Origin of the sequence: Escherichia sp. WS1265, assembly GCF_046487585.1 — a bacterium.
GTDB classification, from domain to species: Bacteria; Pseudomonadota; Gammaproteobacteria; order Enterobacterales; family Enterobacteriaceae; genus Escherichia; species Escherichia coli.
This window is the reverse complement of record NZ_JBJQJE010000004.1, coordinates 112,522-134,487: the sequence shown is the minus strand read 5'-3', so window position 1 is coordinate 134,487 and position 21,966 is coordinate 112,522. Positions and strand designations below refer to the sequence as shown.

Genomic DNA, 21,966 nt, shown 5'->3' with positions numbered 1-21,966 from the left:
CCCGACCGATCATCCACGCAGCAATGGCGTAAGACGTATTGATCTTTCAGGCAGTTAGCGGGCTGCGGGTTGCAGTCCTTACCGGTAGATGGAAATATTTCTGGAGAGTAATACCCAGTCTGTTTCTTTGATAATTGCGCTGTTTTTCCGCATGAAAAACGGGCAACCGACACTCTGCGCCTCTTTGAGCTGACGATAACCGTGAGGTTGGCGACGCGACTAGACACGAGGCCATCGGTTCACACCCGGAAAGGCGTTACTTTGCCCGCAGCTTAGTCGTCAATGTAAGAATAATGAGTAAGTTACGATGAAAAGAATGTTAATCAACGCAACTCAGCAGGAAGAGTTGCGCGTTGCCCTTGTAGATGGGCAGCGTCTGTATGACCTGGATATCGAAAGTCCAGGGCACGAGCAGAAAAAGGCAAACATCTACAAAGGTAAAATCACCCGCATTGAACCGAGTCTGGAAGCTGCTTTTGTTGATTACGGCGCTGAACGTCACGGTTTCCTCCCACTAAAAGAAATTGCCCGCGAATATTTCCCTGCTAACTACAGTGCTCATGGTCGTCCCAACATTAAAGATGTGTTGCGTGAAGGTCAGGAAGTCATTGTTCAGATCGATAAAGAAGAGCGCGGCAACAAAGGCGCGGCATTAACCACCTTTATCAGTCTGGCGGGTAGCTATCTGGTTCTGATGCCGAACAACCCGCGCGCGGGTGGCATTTCTCGTCGTATCGAAGGCGACGACCGTACCGAATTAAAAGAAGCACTGGCAAGCCTTGAACTGCCGGAAGGCATGGGGCTTATCGTGCGCACCGCTGGCGTCGGCAAATCTGCTGAGGCGCTGCAATGGGATTTAAGCTTCCGTCTGAAACACTGGGAAGCCATCAAAAAAGCCGCTGAAAGCCGCCCAGCTCCGTTCCTGATTCATCAGGAGAGCAACGTAATCGTTCGCGCATTCCGCGATTACTTACGCCAGGACATCGGCGAAATCCTTATCGATAACCCGAAAGTGCTCGAACTGGCACGCCAGCATATCGCTGCATTAGGTCGCCCGGATTTCAGCAGCAAAATCAAGCTGTACACCGGCGAGATCCCGCTGTTCAGCCACTACCAGATCGAGTCACAGATCGAGTCCGCCTTCCAGCGTGAAGTTCGTCTGCCATCCGGTGGTTCCATTGTTATCGACAGCACCGAAGCGTTAACGGCCATCGACATCAACTCCGCACGCGCGACCCGCGGCGGCGATATCGAAGAAACCGCGTTTAACACCAACCTCGAAGCTGCCGATGAGATTGCTCGTCAGCTGCGCCTGCGTGACCTCGGCGGCCTGATTGTTATCGACTTCATCGACATGACGCCAGTACGCCACCAGCGTGCGGTAGAAAACCGTCTGCGTGAAGCGGTGCGTCAGGACCGTGCGCGTATTCAAATCAGCCATATTTCTCGCTTTGGCCTGCTGGAAATGTCCCGTCAGCGCCTGAGCCCATCACTGGGTGAATCCAGCCATCACGTCTGCCCGCGCTGCTCCGGTACCGGTACCGTGCGTGACAACGAATCGCTGTCGCTCTCTATTCTGCGTCTGATCGAAGAAGAAGCGCTGAAAGAGAACACCCAGGAAGTGCACGCCATTGTTCCTGTGCCAATCGCTTCTTATCTGCTGAATGAAAAACGTTCTGCAGTGAATGCGATTGAAACTCGTCAGGACGGCGTGCGCTGTGTGATTGTGCCAAACGATCAGATGGAAACCCCGCACTACCATGTGCTGCGCGTTCGCAAAGGGGAAGAAACCCCAACCTTAAGCTACATGCTGCCGAAGCTGCATGAAGAAGCGATGGCGCTGCCGTCTGAAGAAGAGTTCGCTGAACGTAAGCGTCCGGAACAACCTGCGCTGGCTACCTTTGCCATGCCGGATGTGCCGCCAGCACCAACCCCAGCTGAACCTGCCGCGCCTGTCGTAGCCCCAGCACCTAAAGCTGCACCGGCAACACCAGCAGCTCCTGCACAACCTGGGCTGTTAAGCCGCTTCTTCGGCGCACTGAAAGCGCTGTTCAGCGGTGGGGAAGAAACCAAGCCGACCGAGCAACCAGCACCGAAAGCAGAAGCGAAACCGGAACGTCAACAGGATCGTCGCAAGCCTCGTCAGAACAACCGCCGTGATCGTAATGAGCGCCGCGACACCCGTAGTGAACGTACTGAAGGCAGCGATAATCGCGAAGAAAACCGTCGTAATCGTCGCCAGGCACAGCAGCAGACTGCCGAGACGCGTGAGAGCCGTCAGCAGGCTGAGGTAACGGAAAAAGCACGTACCACCGACGAGCAGCAAGCGCCGCGTCGTGAACGTAGCCGCCGCCGTAACGATGATAAACGTCAGGCGCAACAAGAAGCGAAGGCGCTGAATGTTGAAGAGCAATCTGTTCAGGAAACCGAACAGGAAGAACGTGTACGTCCGGTTCAGCCGCGTCGTAAACAGCGTCAGCTCAATCAGAAAGTGCGTTACGAGCAAAGCGTAGCCGAAGAAGCGGTAGTCGCACCGGTGGTTGAAGAAACTGTCGCTGCCGAACCAATTGTTCAGGAAGCGCCAGCTCCACGCACAGAACTGGTGAAAGTCCCGCTGCCAGTCGTAGCGCAAGCTGCACCAGAACAGCAAGAAGAGAACAATGCCGATAACCGTGACAACGGTGGCATGCCGCGTCGTTCTCGCCGCTCGCCTCGTCACCTGCGCGTGAGTGGTCAGCGTCGTCGTCGCTATCGTGACGAGCGTTATCCAACCCAATCGCCAATGCCTTTGACCGTAGCGTGCGCATCTCCGGAACTGGCCTCTGGCAAAGTCTGGATCCGCTATCCAATTGTACGTCCGCAAGATGTACAGGTCGAAGAGCAGCGCGAACAGGAAGAAGTACAAGTGCAGCCGATGGTGACTGAGGTCCCTGTCGCCGCCGCTGTCGAACCTGTTGTTAGCGCACCGGTTGTTGAAGAAGTGGCTGAAGTTGTAGAAGCCCCCGTTCAGGTTGCCGAACCGCAACCTGAAGTGGTTGAAACGACGCATCCTGAAGTGATTGCCGCCGCGGTAACTGAACAGCCACAGGTGATTACCGAGTCTGATGTTGCCGTAGCCCAGGAAGTTGCAGAACACGCAGAACCGGTGGTTGAACCGCAGGAAGAGACGGCTGATATTGAAGAAGTTGCCGAAACTGCTGAGGTTGTGGTTGCTGAACCTGAAGTTGTTGCTCAACCTGCCGCGCCAGTCGTCGCTGAAGTCGCAGCAGAAGTTGAAACGGTAGCCGCGGTTAAACCTGAGGTCACCGTTGAGCATAACCACGCTACCGCGCCAATGACGCGCGCTCCGGCACCGGAATATGTTCCGGAGGCACCGCGTCACAGTGACTGGCAGCGCCCTACTTTTGCCTTCGAAGGCAAAGGTGCCGCAGGTGGTCATACGGCAACGCATCATGCCTCTGCCGCTCCTGCGCGTCCGCAACCTGTTGAGTAATAATTAGCTCAAGCAATCAAGCCCTGGTAACTGCCAGGGCTTTTTTATTTCATCTTTAAATCAACATATTAAAATTCATCAAATGGCATCCTTGCTAACCAACAATACAAAATAGGCAAAAAAATGCCCGCCCCGGCGATCCCAGAGCGGGCAGACAAAACATACCCAGTTTCATGATATGTTTTAAAGCGAGCTTATTTGTTGAGCTGGAAGAGCGACAATCCCTGCATATCGGTAAATGCTTTATACGATGCCTGCAATGCCGTTTGCTGCATGATGTAAGATGAAATAGTTGCATTCCAGTCCACATCAACCAGATCGCTCATCTGCTGCGTTTGCCCTAAAGCGCGATCGCTACCTAATGAATCCAGCGACTCCAGTTCGTTCAGCTGCGTGCCTAATTCCGCGTGAACAGTCAGCACATTGTTCAGCGAGTTTTTCAGTCCGCGGTTGGTTTTATCCAGTGCCGCAGCGGCGGTTTCTTTATCCGCTTCGCTATCCGCGACCGGCGTTTTCAGGGCTGCGATGGCACTATCCAGCATGGCAAAAAGATTGGTTTCAGAAGCGCTACCGTCTGGTTCCGCTACCGCGTTGCTGGTAATACTGTCGAAAATTTTGTCACCCGTGTGCCCTATCACCATCGAACGCGAAGCATCGACCTGTTGTTTAATACTTTCTGCTCCGCCAACATATTCGCCGTCTGCCACACTAAACGGCGCAGTTTCTGTTTTATAACCGGCAAAAATGTAGCGCCCGTTACCGTCAGTGGTGTTCGCCAGATTCAGCAACTGGTCACGAAGCCCCTGAATATCCGTAGCCAGCGAGGCCCGGTCATCGTCACTCAAGGTGCCATTGCTGGCGTAGACAATTTTTTCCTGAGCATTCTGGATAGCGGTGGTGACCTGGCTAAGTACACTCTCTTCCAGTGACACTTTTTGAGTGGCGAAAGTACGCGCCAGCGTGTACTGGCTGTTTTGCGCCTGTGCCTGGGAGAGAACAACAGCTTGTGATGCAGCAATGGGATCATCTGAAGGGTTAACGACTCGCTTACCCGTCGACATCTGTTCACCGTACTTCATCCATTCTGCCTGAGAATTGGTGATGCCGCGCATGTTTTGCTGGTACATCATCTGGGTACTGAAACGCATTTTATCTCCCCTTAGCGAATGTTAACCAGCGCATCAAAAATCGCGTTTGCCGTCTGCAGAACCTGCGCATTCGCGAGGTAATACTGCTGAAAACGTTGCAGATTTCCGTACTCCTCATCGAGATTGACACCGGAAATCGACTGCTGCTGATTGGAAAGCTGCGTCACCACATTACCTTGCGTGGTGCTACTGGTTTTCAACGTCGCGGTTTTATTACCGATATCACTCACTAACGAGGCATAAGCGTCGTTAAAGGATTTCGCACCGCCCACCGTTTTACTGTTGCTTTGCAGATCGAGCAGGGCCTGACCGTTGCGGTTGTCGCTATCACCCGCATCTTCTGCGCTCGCCATGGCGATTTTCGCTTCGTCGGTGATTAATACATCCATGTTGACGATGGCGTCACTTACCGGTTTCAGTGTGAAGCTGTCGTTAACGGCAGGCGTTCCTGTAAACGTCAACTCCAGACCATCAAATGCCACTTTACCGTTGGCATCCGGCGTCACCGTAAAAGTGGTATTGCTGGCAAGGCGGGTGACCTGCCACTGATTATTATCGAACGAGATTTTGTAATCTGTCGCCAGTACCGCGGAGGCATCAGTTACCGTTGCACCGATCGCAACGTCACCTTTGTTTTTCGTGTTTTGCAGAACCGCGGGCTTACCGATAGCAAAGAAATCTTCACCGGCATCGCCGTTAGCATCAAATCCGGCTTTGTGTTGGGTGTTGAAAGCCTCGGCAAATGCCAGCGCCATTTGTCCAAGCGTATTACGCGTCTGGTCCAGATCCTGAGAACGGAATGTCAGAATGCCGCCCAGCGACCCGGTATTCAGTAATTTTTCAGGGATCTCAATATTGCCTGCCGTCCCATCAACATAAGCGACAGTCGTACGAGAAGGGTCGGCGCTGGAAGGAACTGCCGCAAGTTGCCGCGCCGTACTTCCCTGAACCAGTGAGTAGCCATTGGCCATCGTGATGTTATAAGTGCCACCATCCTGAACGCTGACTTCTACGCCAACAATCTGGTTTAATTCGCTCACCAGTTGATCGCGTTGATCCAGCAGATTGTTAGGTGACGTCCCTGCCCCCACGCCTGTCAGGCGGGAGATCTGATCGTTCAGGCTGGCGATTTGTTTAGCGTAATTGTTGATCTGATCAACGCTGGCACCTATCGCGATATTGACCTGTTTGTCCTGGTCGCGCAGATATTGATCGGTGGTTTTAAACTGATTTACCAACCCTTCTGATTTCCCAATCAGCGCCTGGCGCGCTGCCGGATCTTCCGCGTTACTCACCAGCGTTTGCAGGCTGGTGAAAAAATCCTGCATCTGTGTTGCCAGCGAAGAGGTACTGGTGGAGAGCATATTGTCGATTTTCGACATCTGCTCATAGCGGGCAGTCAGGCCGCTACTTTGCGTCTGCGCAGCACGTAACTGGTTGGTAATAAACGCATCATACTCACGCTGCACACCAGAAACGTAGACGCCATTGCCAACCCAGCCGCCAGCGCCCAACGTGCTATTGGCCTGCGCCATAATAGTGGTTTGGCGGGTATATCCGGCAACGTTATAGCTGGAGATATTATTACTTGCCGTATTTAACGCCGCCTGGGCCGCGTTCAGTCCGCTCATGGCGTTATTGATCAAGCTGGACATGGAGGTTCCTTATAAGCCTTCAATTACAGAGTATTATCGGCAGCGACCCGCCGGACTTGAGTTATTCAGAACAGATTATCAATGTTCATGCTGTAGGTTTTGCTCACCTTGTCGCTTATCGATTTCATTTGCTGAATCATGTTGGTGAGTTTACGGGCATAGTGAGGATCGGTGGCATAGCCCGCGTCCTGTAGGGCCTGCGCCCCCTGCTCCGCACTCGCGGCGGTCGTCACGGCGGCGTAGCGCGGGTTACGTGTTAACAGCCCAACGTAATCCGACAATGCTTCCAGATACGAGCTGTAGACCCGAAACTTCGCTTTTACTTTCTTCGCTTCGCCGTTTTCATATTCAGTCGTGGTAATTTCAGTGACTGGCCCTTTCCAGTTGCCAGAGGCTTTGACACCAAACAGGTTATAGCTCGGCTCGCCGTTTTCGCGGCGGATTTGTCGTTGCCCCCAGCCAGATTCCAGCGCCGCCTGAGCGAGGATCAAATGATGTGGCACACCGCTTTGCTGGCTTGCCAGTTGGGCTGGCAGCGAGAGTTGCGCGAGGAATGCTTTACTGTCACCCGGCAGCGAATCATCGTAGTTACGTGGGACGGCCTTTTGCACCAGCTGCGAAAGCGTCTGATTTTGATAACGCACCACGGTTTCGAGCGGGAATTTCATCGGTGCTGCTGGCGTGGACTCCTCTGGCAATGGTTGTTCTGGCGTCATCTGTTTAACCATCATCTCTGCCAGCCCCAGACCTTTGCCCGCCGTCATCTGTTGGGCAATCTGCTGGTCATACATACTGGTATACAGGCGAGTGTGCTCGCTGCTGAACAGGCCATCTTTTGGTAAAGCGTCGCGCATGCTTTTCAACATCATCTGCACGAACATCCCTTCCACCTGGCGGGCCACCGGACGGATATTTGCCGCCGGATCTTCGCCCGCTTTCGCCTTAAGTTCGTTGAGCGATTGTGCATCCCAGGCCGCACTTGCCAGTAGTTTGCTGTCGCTGATCATCAGATGATTTCCAGTTTTGCCCGCAGACATCCCGCACTTTGCATTGATTGCAGTATGGACATCAGATCCATCGGCGTAGCGCCCAGCGCATTGAGCGCACGCACCACGTTATTGAGGCTGGCGCTGGAACGTACGCTTTGCAGCGAACCGCCGCTCTGGCGTAAATCGATCTGCGTTTGTGGCGTTACCACGGTCTGCCCGCCACCAAACGGTGTATCTGGCTGGCTGACATTGGCCTGACGATTGACCGTAACCGAGAGATTCCCCTGCGCTACTGCGCAGCTGTCGAGGGTCACTTCGCGATTCATCACCACCGAACCGGTACGCGAGTTAATCACTACTTTGGCGTCCTGCGGGGTGAGATTAACCTGCATATTCTGGATATCGGCAAGGAAACGGACCTGGGAACTGTTGCCACTCGGTACGCGCACCTGAATAGTCCGCGCATCTAACGCGGTGGCGCTGCCATATCCACGCACGCGGTTGATGGTGTCAGCGATTTGCTGCGCCATGCTGAAATCTTCGTCGTTAAGTTGCAAATTAAGGGTATTCCCGACGCCAAACTGGCTGGGCAATTCACGTTCAATAACCGCACCATTGGTGATCCGTCCACCGTTCAGTTGGTTCACCTGAACACTGCTACCGCCAGCGGAGGCTCCTGCGCCGCCAACCAGAATATTGCCCTGCGCCAGCGCATACACCTGACTGTCAACGCCCTTAAGCGGTGTCATCAACAACGTACCGCCACGCAAGCTTTTGGCATTACCCATGGAAGATACCACCACATCGATGGTTTGCCCCTGGCGTCCAAACGGCGGAAGTGACGCCGTCACCATTACCGCAGCGACGTTTTTTAGCTGCATATTGGTGCCCGTCGGAACGGTAATTCCCAGCTGTGAGAGCATGTTATTAAGCGTTTGTGTGGTAAACGGCGTCTGGGTTGTCTGGTCACCAGTTCCATCCAGCCCCACCACCAGGCCATAGCCAATCAGTGAGTTTTGCCTTACCCCCTGAACACTGGTGAGATCGCGAATACGCTCAGCCTGAGCCGCCGTCGTAACCAGTAGAAGAATTAATGCAGAGAGAAATTTAATCACCACAGCCTCACTTACATTGGAGACAGGTTAAGAAAGAAACGCTGCAACCAGCCCATATTTTGCGCTTCGTTAATGTAGCCATTGCCTACGTATTCAATGCGCGCATCCGCCACCTGAGTAGACGGTACGGTATTGCTGCCGCTGATAGTGCGTGGATTAACCACGCCAGAGAAGCGAATAAATTCGGTACCCTGATTAATGGCGATCTGTTTTTCACCCACCACATGCAGGTTGCCGTTAACCAGTACCTGGTCAACCGTCACCGTCAACGTGCCGCTAAAGGTATTACTGGCATTGGCCCCGCCTTTTCCGTTGAACGTGTTACCACCGGAGGCTTCGACATCGGCACGAGCGTTACCAAACAGCCCCTGCAAATAGCGCGGCACAGTATCAAAGCCAAAATTAGTTTTACCGTCACGGCTGGCATTCGCAGAGGAGCTTTTGCTGGCGCTGACGTTCTCCTGCAACACGATGGTCAGCGTATCGCCAATATTGCGTGGTCGACGATCTTCAAACAGCGGTTGATAGCCATAGTTAATCGGCTGAGCAGACTGGAAAATAGAACCGTTGGCGACGGGCGTCGGACCGGGAACCGGTTGTGCACTGGTCGCCCCCTGTACCAGCGGCGTGGAGGGTATCCAGGCGCAGCCGGTTAGTGAAAGCACCAACAAGCTGGAAATGGCATAAGTATGCGCAGCGTTTTTTTGCATGGCTATCATCTTCAAAAATCAGTAAACCGGTGAATCTGCCACCGGTTATGCCTTAGAGTTGCGTCAGTTTTTGCAGCATCTGATCGGTGGTGGATACCGCTTTACTGTTGATTTCGTAAGCGCGTTGCACCTGAATCATATTGACCAGTTCTTCCGCCACGTTGACGTTAGACGTTTCAACATACCCTTGATACAGCAGTCCCGCGCCGTTCAGGCCCGGCGTGCTTTCGTTCGGTGCACCGGAGGATTGCGTTTCGGTGTAGAGGTTTTCGCCAATACTCTCCAGTCCGGTGTCATTCATAAAGGTGGTGAGATTGAGCTGCCCAACCTGAACCGGAGCTGCCTGGCCTTGTTGGGTTACGCTGACCACGCCATCACGACCGATGGTGATACTTAGCGCATTCGCCGGAATGGTGATCGCTGGCTGCACCTGAAAACCACCTGCCGTCACCAGCTGCCCGTTCTGATCCACCTGGAAAGAGCCGTCACGGGTATAGGCTGATGAGCCATCTGGCAACATCACCTGGAAAAAGCCCTGCCCTTTAATCGCGACATCTTTGCTGTTATTGGTTTGCGACAGGTTGCCCTGGCTGTGTAAGCGTTCAGTGGCGACCGGGCGTACACCCGTGCCGATTTGTAATCCGGAGGGTAAGGTGGTTTGTTCGGAAGACTGTGCCCCCGGCTGGCGAATGGTTTGATAAAGCAGATCTTCAAATACCGCGCGCTGACGCTTAAAACCGTTGGTACTGACGTTTGCCAGGTTGTTGGCAATGACGTCCATATTGGTTTGCTGGGCATCCAGGCCCGTTTTGGCGATCCATAATGAACTTATCATAAAATGTCCTGTAGTGGATTAGTGACAAGCAGAGCAGAAGCACGCGACGGTGCGAATTTCCCCTCACCCTAACCTCTCCCAAAATGGGCGAGAGAATAGTCCGCGCGCTTTTATTGCAATGTCATCAATCGTTTAATTAACTCATCGACAGCAGTTGGTTGGCACGGCCTGCGTTATCATCGACGCTGCTGATCACCTTCATCTGCATTTCAAAACGCCGCGCGCTGGCAATCATGTCGCTCATTGCCGCAACGGCATTGACGTTACTGCCTTCCAGAACTCCCGACATCACACGCAAGGTTGGATCTGCCTGCAGTACCGGCCCACGCGTGGCCTGGCTTTCCGCGCTTAAACGAAAAATGCCGTCGTCACCGCGCTGCACTTCGCTGCCCGTGGCTTTCACCAGTTTCAGACGCCCCACTGGCGCAACCGTATTTGCCGGATCGCCCGGATTCAGCGCCGCGATTGTGCCATCGGCAGCAATAGTGATTTCCGCCCCTTCCGGCACAGCAATTGGCCCCGCCTCGCCTATCACCGGATGCCCCTGAATTGTCAGTTGCCCGGTGGGATCAACCTGAATGCTGCCATTACGCGTATACCCTTCGCTGCCGTCAGCGGTCTGCACGGCCAGCCAGCCATCCTGCTGCAACGCAACGTCCAGCGGGCGCGAGGTGTAATCCATCTTGCCGGGCGTCATGTCTGCACCCGGCGTTGACGCCGTTACCAGCGTGCGCGTGGGCAGTGAAAGCCCTTCCACCGGCACTGCGCGCAAGGCGTTTAACTGCGCGCGAAAACCGGGCGTAGAGGCATTGGCCAGATTACTGGCGGTTACCGCCTGTTGATTCAACGTCTGGCTGGCTGCTCCCATCGCGGTATAAATTGCGTGATCCATTGAGCTATCCCGTCAGCGATTAGCGTAAGTTAACCAGCGTGTTGAGGATCTGGTCCTGGGTTTTGATGGTCTGGGCGTTAGACTGATAGTTACGCTGAGCAACGATCATATTGACCAGTTCTTTACTGAGATCGACGTTGGACGCTTCCAGCGCACCGTTGGTCAGGGTGCCAAAGTTGCCCGTCCCTGCTGTCCCCAACAGCGCCACGCCAGAAGATTGCGTCGCAGACCAGACGTTGTCGCCTTCGGATGCCAGACCTTCGTTGTTGGCAAAGTTCGCCAGTACAATCTGCCCCAGCAGTTGGGTTTGTTCGTTGGAATAGTTGCCGACAACCGTACCGTCATCATTGATTTGATAACTCACCAGATCGCCCGGTTTGTAGCCGTTCTGGGTGGTTGCCACAATGTTGTTAGCACCGGTATTTTGCTGCATGGAGTTGAGGAAGCTCAGGCTAAACGTGGCGGGATCTGCGCCGTTAATTGCGCCGGTTGCGATATTATTCGCCATCGCACCATCCACTAATGTGCCATTAGCATTAAATTCCAGTGTTGTCGCTGTCTTCGCAATGCTGTTTGGATCACTGCTATCCTGGGTGTAGACCTGCCAGTTATTATCCCCGGTCTTCACAAAATACACGCTCATGTCATGAGCATTACCCTGACTATCGAAAACAGTCACCGAACCTTTTTTGTTATAGCTATCCGCATTGCTGGCATCAAATGCGTTAACAGAGGGAAGCGGATCACTGGAATTCAGGTTGATCTGCATCGACGCCGTGGTGGTAGTTTTCGCTGCCATCAGGGTATTCGGGATCGAAATATTGGTCGGATTCGCCCCTTGCTGAATAGTCGGCGGCGTACCGGTTGCCGGGTAACCCGTCAGCTGTAAACCTTGCATATTCACCAGGTTACGGTTTTCATCCAGCTTAAATTGTCCGTTACGGCTGTAGAACACCGAACCGTTGCTGTCTACCAGACGGAAAAAACCGTTCTGGCTGATAGCAACGTCCAGACCTCGCCCGGTGTTGGTGGTCGTGCCATCGGTAAAGTCCTGGGTGATACCGGCAACTTTTACCCCCAGTCCCACTTTCGAACCGGCAAACATATCGGCAAAAGAGGCCGTGCCTGATTTAAAGCCGTAGGTGGCGGAGTTGGCGATATTGTTGCCAATAACATCGAGGTTGGTGGCGGCAGCGTTTAATCCGCTAACCGCTTGAGAAAAGGCCATGACTGACTCCTGAAATGTGAAGGCTTAAATTATCTGCCGTACTTCGTCGAGGGTGGTGGTGCCGTAAGTGCCGAGATCCAGCGTATTACCGTTGTTGCCGCGGATCACACCCTGCACCAGAGCAAACTGCAGCGGCTGGGCAACCAGTTGTGTACCACCGTTACTGGCGCTAATCGCTACGTTGTAAGAACCGTTCGGCGCAGTGGTGCCGTCAGTCAACGTACCGTCCCAAGTGAAACTGTGGACTCCGGCGGTCAGTTCACCAATATCAATGGTACGCACAACCGCGCCATTTTTATCGGTGATGGTGGCCGTAACTTTGTCTGCCGCCTGTTGCAGCTCAACACCAAACGGCGTGGTCGTGGTCACAGCCCCTTCTTCACTACCGGTTCCCGCAAGAACAGTGGTGCCGGGGATCATCACGCCGTGACCGATCAGGTTACTGGCCTGTAACGACTGGCTGTTATCAATCTGTCCGGAAATAGATCCGAGCGTGGTATTGAGTTTTTCAATCCCGCTGACCGTGCTGATTTGTGCCAGTTGCGACGTCAGCTCGTTGTTTTCCATTGGATTGGTCGGGTCCTGGTTTTTCAGCTGCGCCACCAGCAAAGTCAGAAAACTGCTTTGTAAATCTGCGGCGTTGCTGCCCGTGAGCGAACTACTGCTGGTGGTACTGACGCCGGTATTTGTCGGATCGGTGGTGGTTACCGCAATGGACATAGCTTTCTCCTTTATTGACCGAGCGTAAGGGTTTTCAGCATCATGCTTTTCACCGTGTTGAGCACTTCAACATTGGCCTGATAGCTGCGTGACGTCGACATGGTGTTAACCATCTCCCCGACGACATCAACGTTTGGCATTTTCACGTAGCCCTTTGCATCCGCCAGCGGATTACCCGGTTCATAAACCAGTTTGTCCGGGGCCTGACTTTCTATAACATCGGCAACCTTTACGCCGCCTGTCGCAGCACCTGGTGCAGCGTTAACCTGGAATACCACCTGTTTTGCCCGATATGGCTGTCCATCGGGACCGGTCACGCTATCAGCATTCGCCAGATTACTGGCCGCCACGTTCAGGCGCTGGGACTGGGCAGTTAACGCCGACCCGGCGATATCAAAAATATTCAGCAGTGCCATCCGTTAATTTCCGCTCTGTAAAACGTTCATCATGCCTTTGATTTGCCCGCTCAACGCACTAAGGCTCATCTGGTATTGCAGGCTGTTATCGGCAAACTGGGTGCGTTCGCGATCCATATCGACGGTATTACCGTCAAGCGAAGGCTGGTCCGGAATACGGTATTGCAGTTCTGCGGTAGGAGGCGTCAGCGCCTGCGCCGGAATGTGTTGCGTTGAGGTCATCGTCAGTGCAACCACGCTTGTTGCATCCCGTCCACGTTGCATGACTTTTTTAAGTTCACTGGCAAAATCGATATCGCGCGCCTGATAACCAGGGGTATCGGCATTGGCGATGTTTGCTGCCAGCACTTCCTGACGCTGGGCGCGCAGATTGAGCGCCTCTTGTTGAAAACGTAAGGCGGCGTCGAGCTTATCGAGCATATCTCCTCCGCAGGTATCAAAATTCTGCCATCAGCTTAAATGCCTTTACGCGCGCGTTATCGGCGGAATAAACGCAAAATGGGTCGCTATTTATGCCGTTGATGGTCATTGCGGACAGGTACAATTCACGTTGTAGAAATGGCTGGGGGGCGAAAATGCTGGCAATAAAACGTAGCGTGGCGATCATCGCGATACTGTTCAGTCCGTTAAGTGCGGCGAGCAATCTCACATCGCAATTGCACACCTTTTTTAGCGCCCAGCTCGCGGGGGTAAGTGATGAGGTTCGTGTTTCTATTCGTACAGCGCCCAATCTACTACCGCCGTGCGAGCAGCCATTGCTTTCGATGAGCAATAATTCCCGCCTGTGGGGCAATGTGAATGTGTTGGCACGCTGCGGTAACGACAAACGATATTTACAGGTTAATGTGCAGGCCACAGGAAATTATGTGGTTGCCGCAATTCCCATTGTGCGGGGAGGAAAGCTGGAAGCTGGCAATGTCAAACTGAAACGCGGACGGCTGGACACCTTGCCACCGCGTACGGTGCTGGATATCAATCAACTTGTTGATGCCGTTAGCCTGCGCGATCTATCACCCGATCAACCTATCCAGTTAACCCAGTTTCGCCAGGCATGGCGGGTAAAAGCGGGACAACGCGTCAACGTGATCGCCAGCGGTGATGGGTTTAGCGCCAACGCAGAAGGTCAGGCGCTGAACAATGCTGCCGTCGCACAGAATGCGCGGGTGCGCATGGTATCGGGACAAGTGGTCAGCGGCGTTGTTGATGCAGATGGGAATATTCTTATAAACCTGTAAGCTGTTAAAGATTACCCGTCCCTTGCCGATAAATAAGCAACACATGATAAAAGCGCCCTCAATGAGGAATAAACCATGAGTATTGATCGCACTTCGCCTCTGAAGCCCGTAAGCACCGTTCAACCGCGCGAAACCACTGACGCGCCGGTAACGAACACCCGGGCGGCAAAAACAACCGCCTCCACCAGCACCAGTGTGACGTTAAGCGACGCGCAAGCAAAACTGATGCAACCCGGCAGCAGTGATATCAATCTTGAACGTGTCGAAGCGTTAAAACTGGCGATTCGTAACGGTGAACTAAAAATGGACACAGGCAAAATTGCCGATGCGCTGATCAACGAAGCTCAGCAAGACTTGCAGAGTAACTGATCGTATGACACGTCTTGCAGAGATCCTCGACCAGATGTCCGCTGTGCTTAACGATCTCAAAACGGTAATGGATCAAGAGCAGCAACATCTCTCTATGGGGCAGATCAACGGCAGCCAGTTGCAATGGATTACAGAACAAAAAAGCTCACTGCTGGCGACGCTGGATTACCTCGAACAGTTACGCAGGAAAGAACCCAATTCAGCAAATAGCGTTGATATTAGTCAACGCTGGCAGGATATTACTGTGAAAACGCAGCAACTACGCCAAATGAATCAACATAACGGCTGGTTACTGGAAGGACAGATTGAGCGCAATCAACAGGCGCTGGAAATGTTGAAACCGCATCAGGAACCGACGCTATATGGAGCGAACGGTCAGACCTCAACAACCCATCGCGGCAGTAAAAAGATTTCGATCTGAAGATTATCTCCGGCCTGCACTGCAGGCCGGAATGCCTTGTTACACCGTCCGGCGGGCAAACTCTTTAACTTTGAAGCCCAGTACCGCCAGTGCTGCAAAGTACGCGGCAATCCCCGCCAGCACGACCGCCATTAAACGCAGTAAGCGCCAGGGCATGGTACCCAATGACCACTCCGGCATGATATGTAACATACCTAAAAGCACGCCCGACATCACCAGTACCGCCACCACCAGACGCAACAGAAACGCCATCCAGCCAGGTTGCGGGGTAAAGATTTTCTGCTTACGCAACTGCCAGTAAAGCAGCGAAGCATTCAGACACGCCGCCAGACCAATAGAAAGTGACAGCCCGGCATGTTTCAACAGACCGATAAACGCCAGGTTCATCAATTGCGTTAAAATCAGCGTAACGATGGCAATTTTCACTGGCGTTTTAATGTCCTGGCGGGAATAAAAGCCAGGAGCCAACACTTTCACTACAATCAGGCCAATCAAACCCACCGAGTAGGCAATTAACGCCCGCTGGGTCATCAGCGCATCAAAGGCGGTAAATTTACCGTACTGGAACAGCGAAACGGTTAACGGACCTGAAAGAATGCCCAACGCAACCGCACTCGGCAGCGCCAACAGGAAACAAAGACGCAGCCCCCAGTCCATCAAACGGTTGTATTCATCATGATTGCCACTGGCAAAACTTTTCGACAGCGACGGCAGCAAAATGGTGCCAAGCGCCACGCCCAGCACACCGGACGGAAACTCCATTAAGCGGTCGGCGTAATACATCCAAGACACCGAACCGGAAGCAAGAAACGAGGCAAAAATGGTGTTGATGATTAAGGAGATCTGGCTCACAGAGACGCCAAGGATCGCCGGTCCCATCTGTTTTACCACGCGCATTGCTCCGGCATCGTGGAAGTTAATGCGCGGCAGGACCAGCATGCCGATCTTCTTCAGGTGCGGTAGCTGATACACCAGCTGCAGGACGCCGCCGACCGTAACAGCCCACGCCAGCGCCAGCACCGGTGGGTTAAAGTACGGTGCGGCAAACAGCGCGAAACCAATCATGCTGATGTTAAGCAGTGTTGGAGCAAACGCCGGAATCGAGAAGCGGTTCCACGTATTCAGAATCGCTCCCACCAGCGACGCCAGGGAGATCAGCAAGATATAGGGAAAGGTAATCTTTAGTAGCTGGCTGGTCAGGGCAAATTTGTCAGCTGTGTCAGCGAAGCCTGGCGCAGTCACCATGATCACCCACGGTGCGGCGAGCATGCCAGCGACCGTCACAACCGCCAGCGCGAGTGTCAACAGACCAGAAACATAAGAGACAAAGACCCGCGTGGCGTCTTCACCCTGCTTACTTTTATATTCCGCCAGAATCGGTACAAATGCCTGGGAAAATGCCCCTTCGGCAAAGATACGGCGTAACAAGTTAGGAAGTTTAAAAGCGACGAAAAAGGCGTCGGTTGCCATCCCTGCGCCAAAGATTCTGGCGACAATTGCGTCACGTGCGAAGCCAAGCACACGCGAAAACATGGTCATCGAGCTGACGGCGGCCAGCGATTTTAATAAATTCATCGGTGTTCTAATCCAGACCCACGGGCAAAACGCCTGCAAGGCAGGCGCTGAAAGAGGCGAATAGTCTACCTGGATTATGGTGAATTGCTACCGCCAGATGTTACAGGGTTTATTCACTCATCGCATCGCGCCAGATCTTGTCAACGATACGTTGCGCCAGCACAGCCTGTTCGCCGGCGGTTTGCGGAACTGTCTGATTTTGCACGCATTCAATGAAGTGCCGCGCACAGCCGACAAATCCACGTTGCTCAAGCGTACTCTGCCAACCAGGAATCGGTTTATTCACTACACCCTGCCCACGCTCCTCACGCCATTCGCGCATATCCGTAATGTCGATGAGCGCACCGTCAGTCACGGCCTGCACGGTTTCACGCTGGCTTCCGGCACGGCGATGCATACAGGTGGTGATCTGCAAAGGACCGGCCGAAAAATGGTGCTCGGCAAACAGCATTTCGCCAGCGTCATTAGTCAGTAGCGTACCGCCATCCAGAGAGGCTTTACCGCCCGACAACCACAGCGCGGTATCCACCACATGCAGATAATCATCCAGCAACGTGAAATAAAGATCGTGTGGCCCGACGCTATTGCTACGATGTTTATCCATTCTTAGCGAGGCTGCGGTGGCGAGTTGCGTTTTTAACTCACCGTAGAGTGGTGCGAAACGACGGTTAAAACCGACCATCAACGTCAGTTTTTTCCGCGCCGCAAGTTCCACCAGCCGTTCAGCATCGCGCAGATTTTCTGCCAGCGGTTTATCGACACAGACATGTACCCCCGCATTGAGTAACGTACTGACCACGTCAAAGTGGCTGGCGGTGCTGGAATGCACAAAAACAGCATCGCAACTGGCGGCAAGGCTGGATAACGAATCGGCATAAGGAATGCGCCAGCTTTCACAAATTGGCAGGGCTTTCGCGCGCGTAGGCGACCAGGCTCCTTGTAACATCCAGTCAGACGCTGCCGCCAGCACCGGTAACCACGCTTTTTGCGCAATGCCGCCTAATCCCACTACGCCGATACGTAATTTTTTCACTTTAATCTCCCAGATGGGCCAGCAACGAATCAAGACGCTGTTTCAGTTCTGCCACTTCGATTTCCAGGGCTTCGACGCGTGCCTGTAAATCACCGTCAACCGCGTTCGACATATCCGTTACCGCCGGCTGATCTTCAACCTCACCACTGAAAAGATGCATGTAGCGGCTTTCACGTTTACCCGGTTCGCGGGCCAGACGCACCACAAAAGGACCATCTTCGCGATTTGCCAGTTGTTCCAGCGTCGACTCCACTTCCGCCATATCGCTGAATTCATACATTCGCGCGGCGCGGCTGCGCAGTTCACCCGGCGTCTGGGCACCACGCAATAACAACGTGGTGATTAACGCCACTTCTGCGGCGCTCAGTTTCAGATCGCCAAATTCTGAATTACAAAAACGTTGCTCATATTTGGTGACCCGATTACCAAAACCGCTCACTGTGCGTAGATAATGACGTTTGACCAGATTATCCAGCTGTTCCTGCACTTCGGATTCACTCAGATTCATGACCGGTTCACGGTTCGTTTTCTGATTACAGGCCGTGACTACACCATTTACTGAGAGCGGGTATTGCTCCGGCGTGGTCACCTGCTTTTCCAGCAAGCAGCCAATCACGCGGGCTTCCAGGGCGGTCAGTTGATATTTCAAGAGATTCTCCTTAGCGGCCGGGCGTCCAGTCTGGGGTAGTTAATGCCGTCAGTACGTGATCGCGCCATTGTCCATCAATCAACAGATAGTCTTTCGCATAGCCTTCTTTTTCAAAACCCAGTCGCGCCAGTAAATCACCGCTGCGTTTATTGTGCGGCATATAATTAGCCATAATGCGATGAATATGTTGGGTGCGCTGCATATAACGAATGGCTGCGGTCAGGGCTTCAAACATGAGTCCTTTGCCCTGCCATTTTTGCCCAATCGAATAACCGAGATAGCAGGCATGAAAAGAGCCACGAACAACATTGGAAAAATTGGCAACGCCAATAATCTCTTTTTCGTCCGGGTCGAATAAGCCAAAGTAGAAAGCTGAACCTTGTTTATGAAATTCGTTAATCATCCCTAGCCTGGCCTGCCAGCCTGATGGATAACAGTGGCTTTCGTCGCGCACTGGCTCCCAGGGCTTGAGGAAATGGCGATTCTCTGCGTAATAATCCGCAAGACGCCAGGCATCACGATCATGCACCAGACGCACGACCAGTCGGTCTGTGGTTAAGCGCACTTTTGGCACGTTACTGCGATAGCCAAACATTCTATACCTACTCCTTCCCGTAACGTCTTTAATACGCTGTAAGTATTACTATACCTGCGCAACCAGACCCTGTGAAAAGTCCAGAATGCCATTTTCTGCATTATTCACATATTTGATAAAAACTCTCTATCAAAGCGACGTTTTGATAAAAAAATATTGTCCCCGAAGTGATGGGAAAAGTCTTAGCGGCAATGCAGAATAGAAAGTGCTCATCTTTTATTTCCCGGGAGGGGAAATGTCCCGCGTGTCGCAGGCGAGGAACCTGGGTAAATATTTCCTGCTCATCGATAATATGCTGGTCGTGCTGGGGTTCTTTGTTGTCTTCCCGCTGATCTCTATCCGCTTCGTTGATCAAATGGGCTGGGCCGCCGTCATGGTCGGTATTGCCCTCGGCCTACGCCAGTTTATTCAGCAAGGTCTGGGTATTTTCGGCGGCGCAATTGCCGACCGCTTTGGTGCCAAACCGATGATTGTTACCGGTATGCTGATGCGTGCCGCCGGATTCGCCACGATGGGTATCGCCCACGAACCGTGGCTATTGTGGTTTTCATGCCTGCTCTCGGGACTCGGCGGCACGTTGTTTGATCCGCCGCGTTCGGCGCTGGTGGTGAAACTAATCCGTCCACAACAGCGTGGTCGTTTTTTCTCGCTGTTGATGATGCAGGACAGTGCCGGTGCGGTCATTGGCGCATTGTTGGGTAGCTGGCTGTTGCAATACGACTTTCGCCTGGTCTGCGCCACAGGGGCAGTTTTGTTTGTGCTGTGTGCAGCGTTCAATGCGTGGTTGTTACCGGCATGGAAACTCTCCACCGTACGCACGCCCGTTCGCGAAGGCATGACCCGCGTGATGCGCGACAAGCGTTTTGTCACCTATGTCCTGACGCTGGCGGGTTACTACATGCTGGCTGTACAAGTGATGCTGATGCTGCCAATTATGGTCAACGACGTGGCGGGCGCGCCCTCTGCCGTTAAATGGATGTATGCCATTGAAGCGTGTCTGTCGTTAACGTTGCTCTATCCTATCGCCCGCTGGAGTGAAAAGCATTTTCGTCTGGAACACCGGTTGATGGCTGGGCTGTTGATAATGTCATTAAGCATGATGCCGGTGGGCATGGTCAGCGGCCTGCAACAACTTTTCACCCTGATTTGTCTGTTTTATATCGGGTCGATCATTGCCGAGCCTGCGCGTGAAACCTTAAGTGCTTCGCTGGCAGACGCAAGAGCTCGCGGCAGCTATATGGGGTTTAGCCGTCTGGGTCTGGCGATTGGCGGCGCTATTGGTTATATCGGTGGCGGCTGGCTGTTTGACCTGGGCAAATCGGCACACCAGCCAGAGCTTCCGTGGATGATGCTGGGCATTATTGGCATCTTCACTTTCCTTGCGCTGGGTTGGCAGTTTAGCCAGAAACGCGCCGCGCGTCGTTTGCTTGAACGCGACGCCTGATTTGATACTCCCCCCTGACTCCTCCATACTGAAAGTGAACTGACAGCCAAATGGAGGAGTCACGTGAAGCTATACATTTACGATCACTGCCCTTACTGCCTCAAAGCCCGCATGATTTTCGGCCTGAAAAATATCCCCGTCGAATTACATGTTCTGCTCAACGACGACGCAGAAACACCCACCCGGATGGTCGGTCAAAAACAGGTTCCCATTCTGCAAAAAGATGACAGCCGCTATATGCCAGAAAGCATGGACATCGTTCACTATGTCGATAAACTCGACGGCAAACCGTTACTGACCGGCAAACGTTCCCCTGCCATTGAAGAGTGGCTGCGCAAGGTCAATGGCTACGCCAACAAACTGCTGTTGCCGCGTTTTGCCAAATCGGCATTTGATGAGTTTTCTACTCCCGCCGCGCGCAAATATTTCGTCGACAAGAAAGAGGCCAGCGCGGGTAATTTTGCCGACCTGCTGGCCCACTCTGACGGTCTGATTAAGAATATCAGCGATGATTTACGTGCGCTGGACAAACTGATCGTCAAACCGAACGCCGTGAATGGCGAACTTTCGGAAGATGATATTCAGCTTTTTCCGCTACTGCGTAATCTGACGCTGGTAGCCGGAATCAACTGGCCAAGCCGCGTTGCTGATTACCGCGATAATATGGCGAAACAGACACAAATCAATTTGTTATCATCAATGGCGATTTAATCCTGACCCGCCGCGGCAGCCTGTATTCGCGGGTTGCCGCCGTTTTCAGTTTTTTCTGCTGGCGCGTTTATCGCTGGTGACACATGCTGCGTTGTGTCAGGATATTGACGCAGATTTCATGTCGAGGACTACCATGAACAAGTTTTTATTTGCCGCTGCATTGATCGTCAGTGGCCTGCTCGTTGGCTGTAATCAACTCACCCAATACACCATCACCGAACAAGAAATTAACCAGTCGCTTGCGAAACATAATAATTTCTCAAAAGATATCGGTTTACCCGGCGTGGCTGACGCCCATATTGTTCTGACAAACCTGACCAGCCAAATTGGTCGCGAAGAGCCGAATAAGGTTACCCTAACCGGAGACGCCAATCTGGACATGAACTCCCTGTTCGGTAGCCAGAAAGCGACCATGAAACTGAAGCTGAAAGCGCTGCCCGTGTTTGATAAAGAAAAAGGTGCGATCTTCCTGAAAGAGATGGAAGTGGTCGGTGCGACGGTACAACCGGAAAAAATGCAAACGGTGATGCAAACGTTGCTCCCCTATTTGAACCAGGCATTACGCAATTACTTTAACCAGCAACCAGCTTACGTCCTGCGCGAAGATGGCAGCCAGGGCGAAGCAATGGCGAAGAAACTGGCGAAAGGCATTGAAGTGAAGCCAGGCGAAATTGTCATTCCGTTTACTGATTAATCACGAGGGCGCATTCGCGCCCTTTATTTTTCGTGCAAA

General features: G+C 53.0%; 22 protein-coding genes. 7 read left to right on the top strand and 15 right to left on the bottom strand.

Annotated features, from left to right (window positions below):
* Positions 1-307 precede the first annotated feature (307 nt).
* Positions 308-3,493, top strand: a complete 3,186-nt coding sequence (gene rne, locus ACJHX3_RS05875) for a ribonuclease E (protein ID WP_001605239.1) — start codon at positions 308-310, stop codon at positions 3,491-3,493.
* A 194-nt stretch (positions 3,494-3,687) separates the two neighbouring features.
* On the opposite strand, the gene flgL is transcribed toward rne, so the two are convergent.
* The 11 genes from flgL to flgB all read right to left on the bottom strand — a co-directional run bounded on the left by flgL (position 3,688) and on the right by flgB (position 13,621).
* The gene (gene flgL / locus ACJHX3_RS05870; RefSeq protein WP_094308540.1) at positions 3,688-4,641 is read right to left on the bottom strand and encodes a flagellar hook-associated protein FlgL; all 954 of its coding nucleotides are present in this window, start codon (positions 4,639-4,641) and stop codon (positions 3,688-3,690) included.
* A gap of 11 nt (positions 4,642-4,652) precedes the next feature.
* On the bottom strand, positions 4,653-6,296 hold the full coding sequence (gene flgK / locus ACJHX3_RS05865) for a flagellar hook-associated protein FlgK (RefSeq protein WP_094322058.1): 1,644 nt from the start codon (positions 6,294-6,296) through the stop codon (positions 4,653-4,655).
* A 65-nt stretch (positions 6,297-6,361) separates the two neighbouring features.
* Entirely contained in the window at positions 6,362-7,303 is a 942-nt protein-coding gene (flgJ, locus tag ACJHX3_RS05860; RefSeq protein ID WP_001305885.1) for a flagellar assembly peptidoglycan hydrolase FlgJ, read from the bottom strand.
* Positions 7,303-8,400 carry a flagellar basal body P-ring protein FlgI gene (gene flgI / locus ACJHX3_RS05855; RefSeq protein ID WP_094322059.1) on the bottom strand — a complete coding sequence of 366 codons (1,098 nt, stop codon included), beginning with the start codon at positions 8,398-8,400 and terminating at the stop codon, positions 7,303-7,305. The genes flgJ and flgI overlap by 1 nt, the downstream gene beginning before the upstream one ends.
* Before the next feature lie 11 nt (positions 8,401-8,411).
* Entirely contained in the window at positions 8,412-9,110 is a 699-nt protein-coding gene (flgH, locus tag ACJHX3_RS05850) for a flagellar basal body L-ring protein FlgH (RefSeq protein WP_001295442.1), read from the bottom strand.
* Positions 9,111-9,162: 52 nt separating this feature from the next.
* Entirely contained in the window at positions 9,163-9,945 is a 783-nt protein-coding gene (gene flgG, locus ACJHX3_RS05845) for a flagellar basal-body rod protein FlgG (RefSeq protein ID WP_000625837.1), read from the bottom strand.
* 136 nt (positions 9,946-10,081) lie between these two features.
* Positions 10,082-10,837 carry a flagellar basal-body rod protein FlgF gene (gene flgF, locus ACJHX3_RS05840; RefSeq protein WP_024044309.1) on the bottom strand — a complete coding sequence of 252 codons (756 nt, stop codon included), beginning with the start codon at positions 10,835-10,837 and terminating at the stop codon, positions 10,082-10,084.
* 19 nt (positions 10,838-10,856) lie between these two features.
* On the bottom strand, positions 10,857-12,065 hold the full coding sequence (gene flgE, locus ACJHX3_RS05835) for a flagellar hook protein FlgE (protein ID WP_024044308.1): 1,209 nt from the start codon (positions 12,063-12,065) through the stop codon (positions 10,857-10,859).
* 24 nt (positions 12,066-12,089) lie between these two features.
* Entirely contained in the window at positions 12,090-12,785 is a 696-nt protein-coding gene (gene flgD, locus ACJHX3_RS05830; protein WP_000020493.1) for a flagellar hook assembly protein FlgD, read from the bottom strand.
* Between the two features lie 11 nt (positions 12,786-12,796).
* Complete coding sequence (flgC, locus tag ACJHX3_RS05825) at positions 12,797-13,201, bottom strand: flagellar basal body rod protein FlgC (protein WP_094322061.1); 405 nt, start codon at positions 13,199-13,201, stop codon at positions 12,797-12,799.
* Positions 13,202-13,204: 3 nt separating this feature from the next.
* Positions 13,205-13,621: a flagellar basal body rod protein FlgB gene (flgB, locus tag ACJHX3_RS05820; RefSeq protein WP_000884702.1), complete on the bottom strand. Its 417-nt coding sequence runs from the start codon at positions 13,619-13,621 to the stop codon at positions 13,205-13,207.
* A gap of 155 nt (positions 13,622-13,776) precedes the next feature.
* Here flgB and flgA point away from each other — a divergent pair, with 155 nt between their 5' ends.
* The 3 genes from flgA to flgN all read left to right on the top strand — a co-directional run bounded on the left by flgA (position 13,777) and on the right by flgN (position 15,226).
* Positions 13,777-14,436: a flagellar basal body P-ring formation chaperone FlgA gene (flgA, locus tag ACJHX3_RS05815; RefSeq protein WP_024044307.1), complete on the top strand. Its 660-nt coding sequence runs from the start codon at positions 13,777-13,779 to the stop codon at positions 14,434-14,436.
* 75 nt (positions 14,437-14,511) lie between these two features.
* A complete protein-coding gene (gene flgM / locus ACJHX3_RS05810) occupies positions 14,512-14,805 on the top strand; it encodes a flagellar biosynthesis anti-sigma factor FlgM (protein ID WP_000020884.1) in 294 nt (97 codons plus the stop codon).
* 4 nt (positions 14,806-14,809) lie between these two features.
* Positions 14,810-15,226, top strand: coding sequence for a flagella biosynthesis chaperone FlgN (gene flgN, locus ACJHX3_RS05805; RefSeq protein WP_000197349.1), 417 nt, complete (start codon positions 14,810-14,812; stop codon positions 15,224-15,226).
* Between the two features lie 39 nt (positions 15,227-15,265).
* Here the strand turns inward: flgN and murJ are convergent, their stop codons facing one another.
* The 4 genes from murJ to rimJ form a co-directional block, all read right to left on the bottom strand.
* Positions 15,266-16,801: a murein biosynthesis integral membrane protein MurJ gene (gene murJ, locus ACJHX3_RS05800; RefSeq protein WP_024044306.1), complete on the bottom strand. Its 1,536-nt coding sequence runs from the start codon at positions 16,799-16,801 to the stop codon at positions 15,266-15,268.
* A 109-nt stretch (positions 16,802-16,910) separates the two neighbouring features.
* Positions 16,911-17,834 (bottom strand): Gfo/Idh/MocA family protein, encoded by a 924-nt coding sequence (locus ACJHX3_RS05795; protein WP_020233634.1) that lies wholly within the window; start codon positions 17,832-17,834, stop codon positions 16,911-16,913.
* Position 17,835: 1 nt separating this feature from the next.
* Complete coding sequence (locus ACJHX3_RS05790; RefSeq protein ID WP_000877116.1) at positions 17,836-18,483, bottom strand: YceH family protein; 648 nt, start codon at positions 18,481-18,483, stop codon at positions 17,836-17,838.
* Between the two features lie 10 nt (positions 18,484-18,493).
* On the bottom strand, positions 18,494-19,078 hold the full coding sequence (rimJ, locus tag ACJHX3_RS05785) for a ribosomal protein S5-alanine N-acetyltransferase (RefSeq protein ID WP_000468186.1): 585 nt from the start codon (positions 19,076-19,078) through the stop codon (positions 18,494-18,496).
* Between the two features lie 235 nt (positions 19,079-19,313).
* On the opposite strand from rimJ, the gene mdtH reads away from it, so the two are divergent.
* The 3 genes from mdtH to ACJHX3_RS05770 all read left to right on the top strand — a co-directional run bounded on the left by mdtH (position 19,314) and on the right by ACJHX3_RS05770 (position 21,927).
* Entirely contained in the window at positions 19,314-20,522 is a 1,209-nt protein-coding gene (mdtH, locus tag ACJHX3_RS05780) for a multidrug efflux MFS transporter MdtH (RefSeq protein WP_000092206.1), read from the top strand.
* 63 nt (positions 20,523-20,585) lie between these two features.
* Positions 20,586-21,233, top strand: a complete 648-nt coding sequence (grxB, locus tag ACJHX3_RS05775) for a glutaredoxin 2 (protein WP_000780912.1) — start codon at positions 20,586-20,588, stop codon at positions 21,231-21,233.
* A gap of 133 nt (positions 21,234-21,366) precedes the next feature.
* Positions 21,367-21,927 carry a lipoprotein gene (locus tag ACJHX3_RS05770; RefSeq protein ID WP_001366232.1) on the top strand — a complete coding sequence of 187 codons (561 nt, stop codon included), beginning with the start codon at positions 21,367-21,369 and terminating at the stop codon, positions 21,925-21,927.
* Positions 21,928-21,966 lie beyond the last annotated feature (39 nt).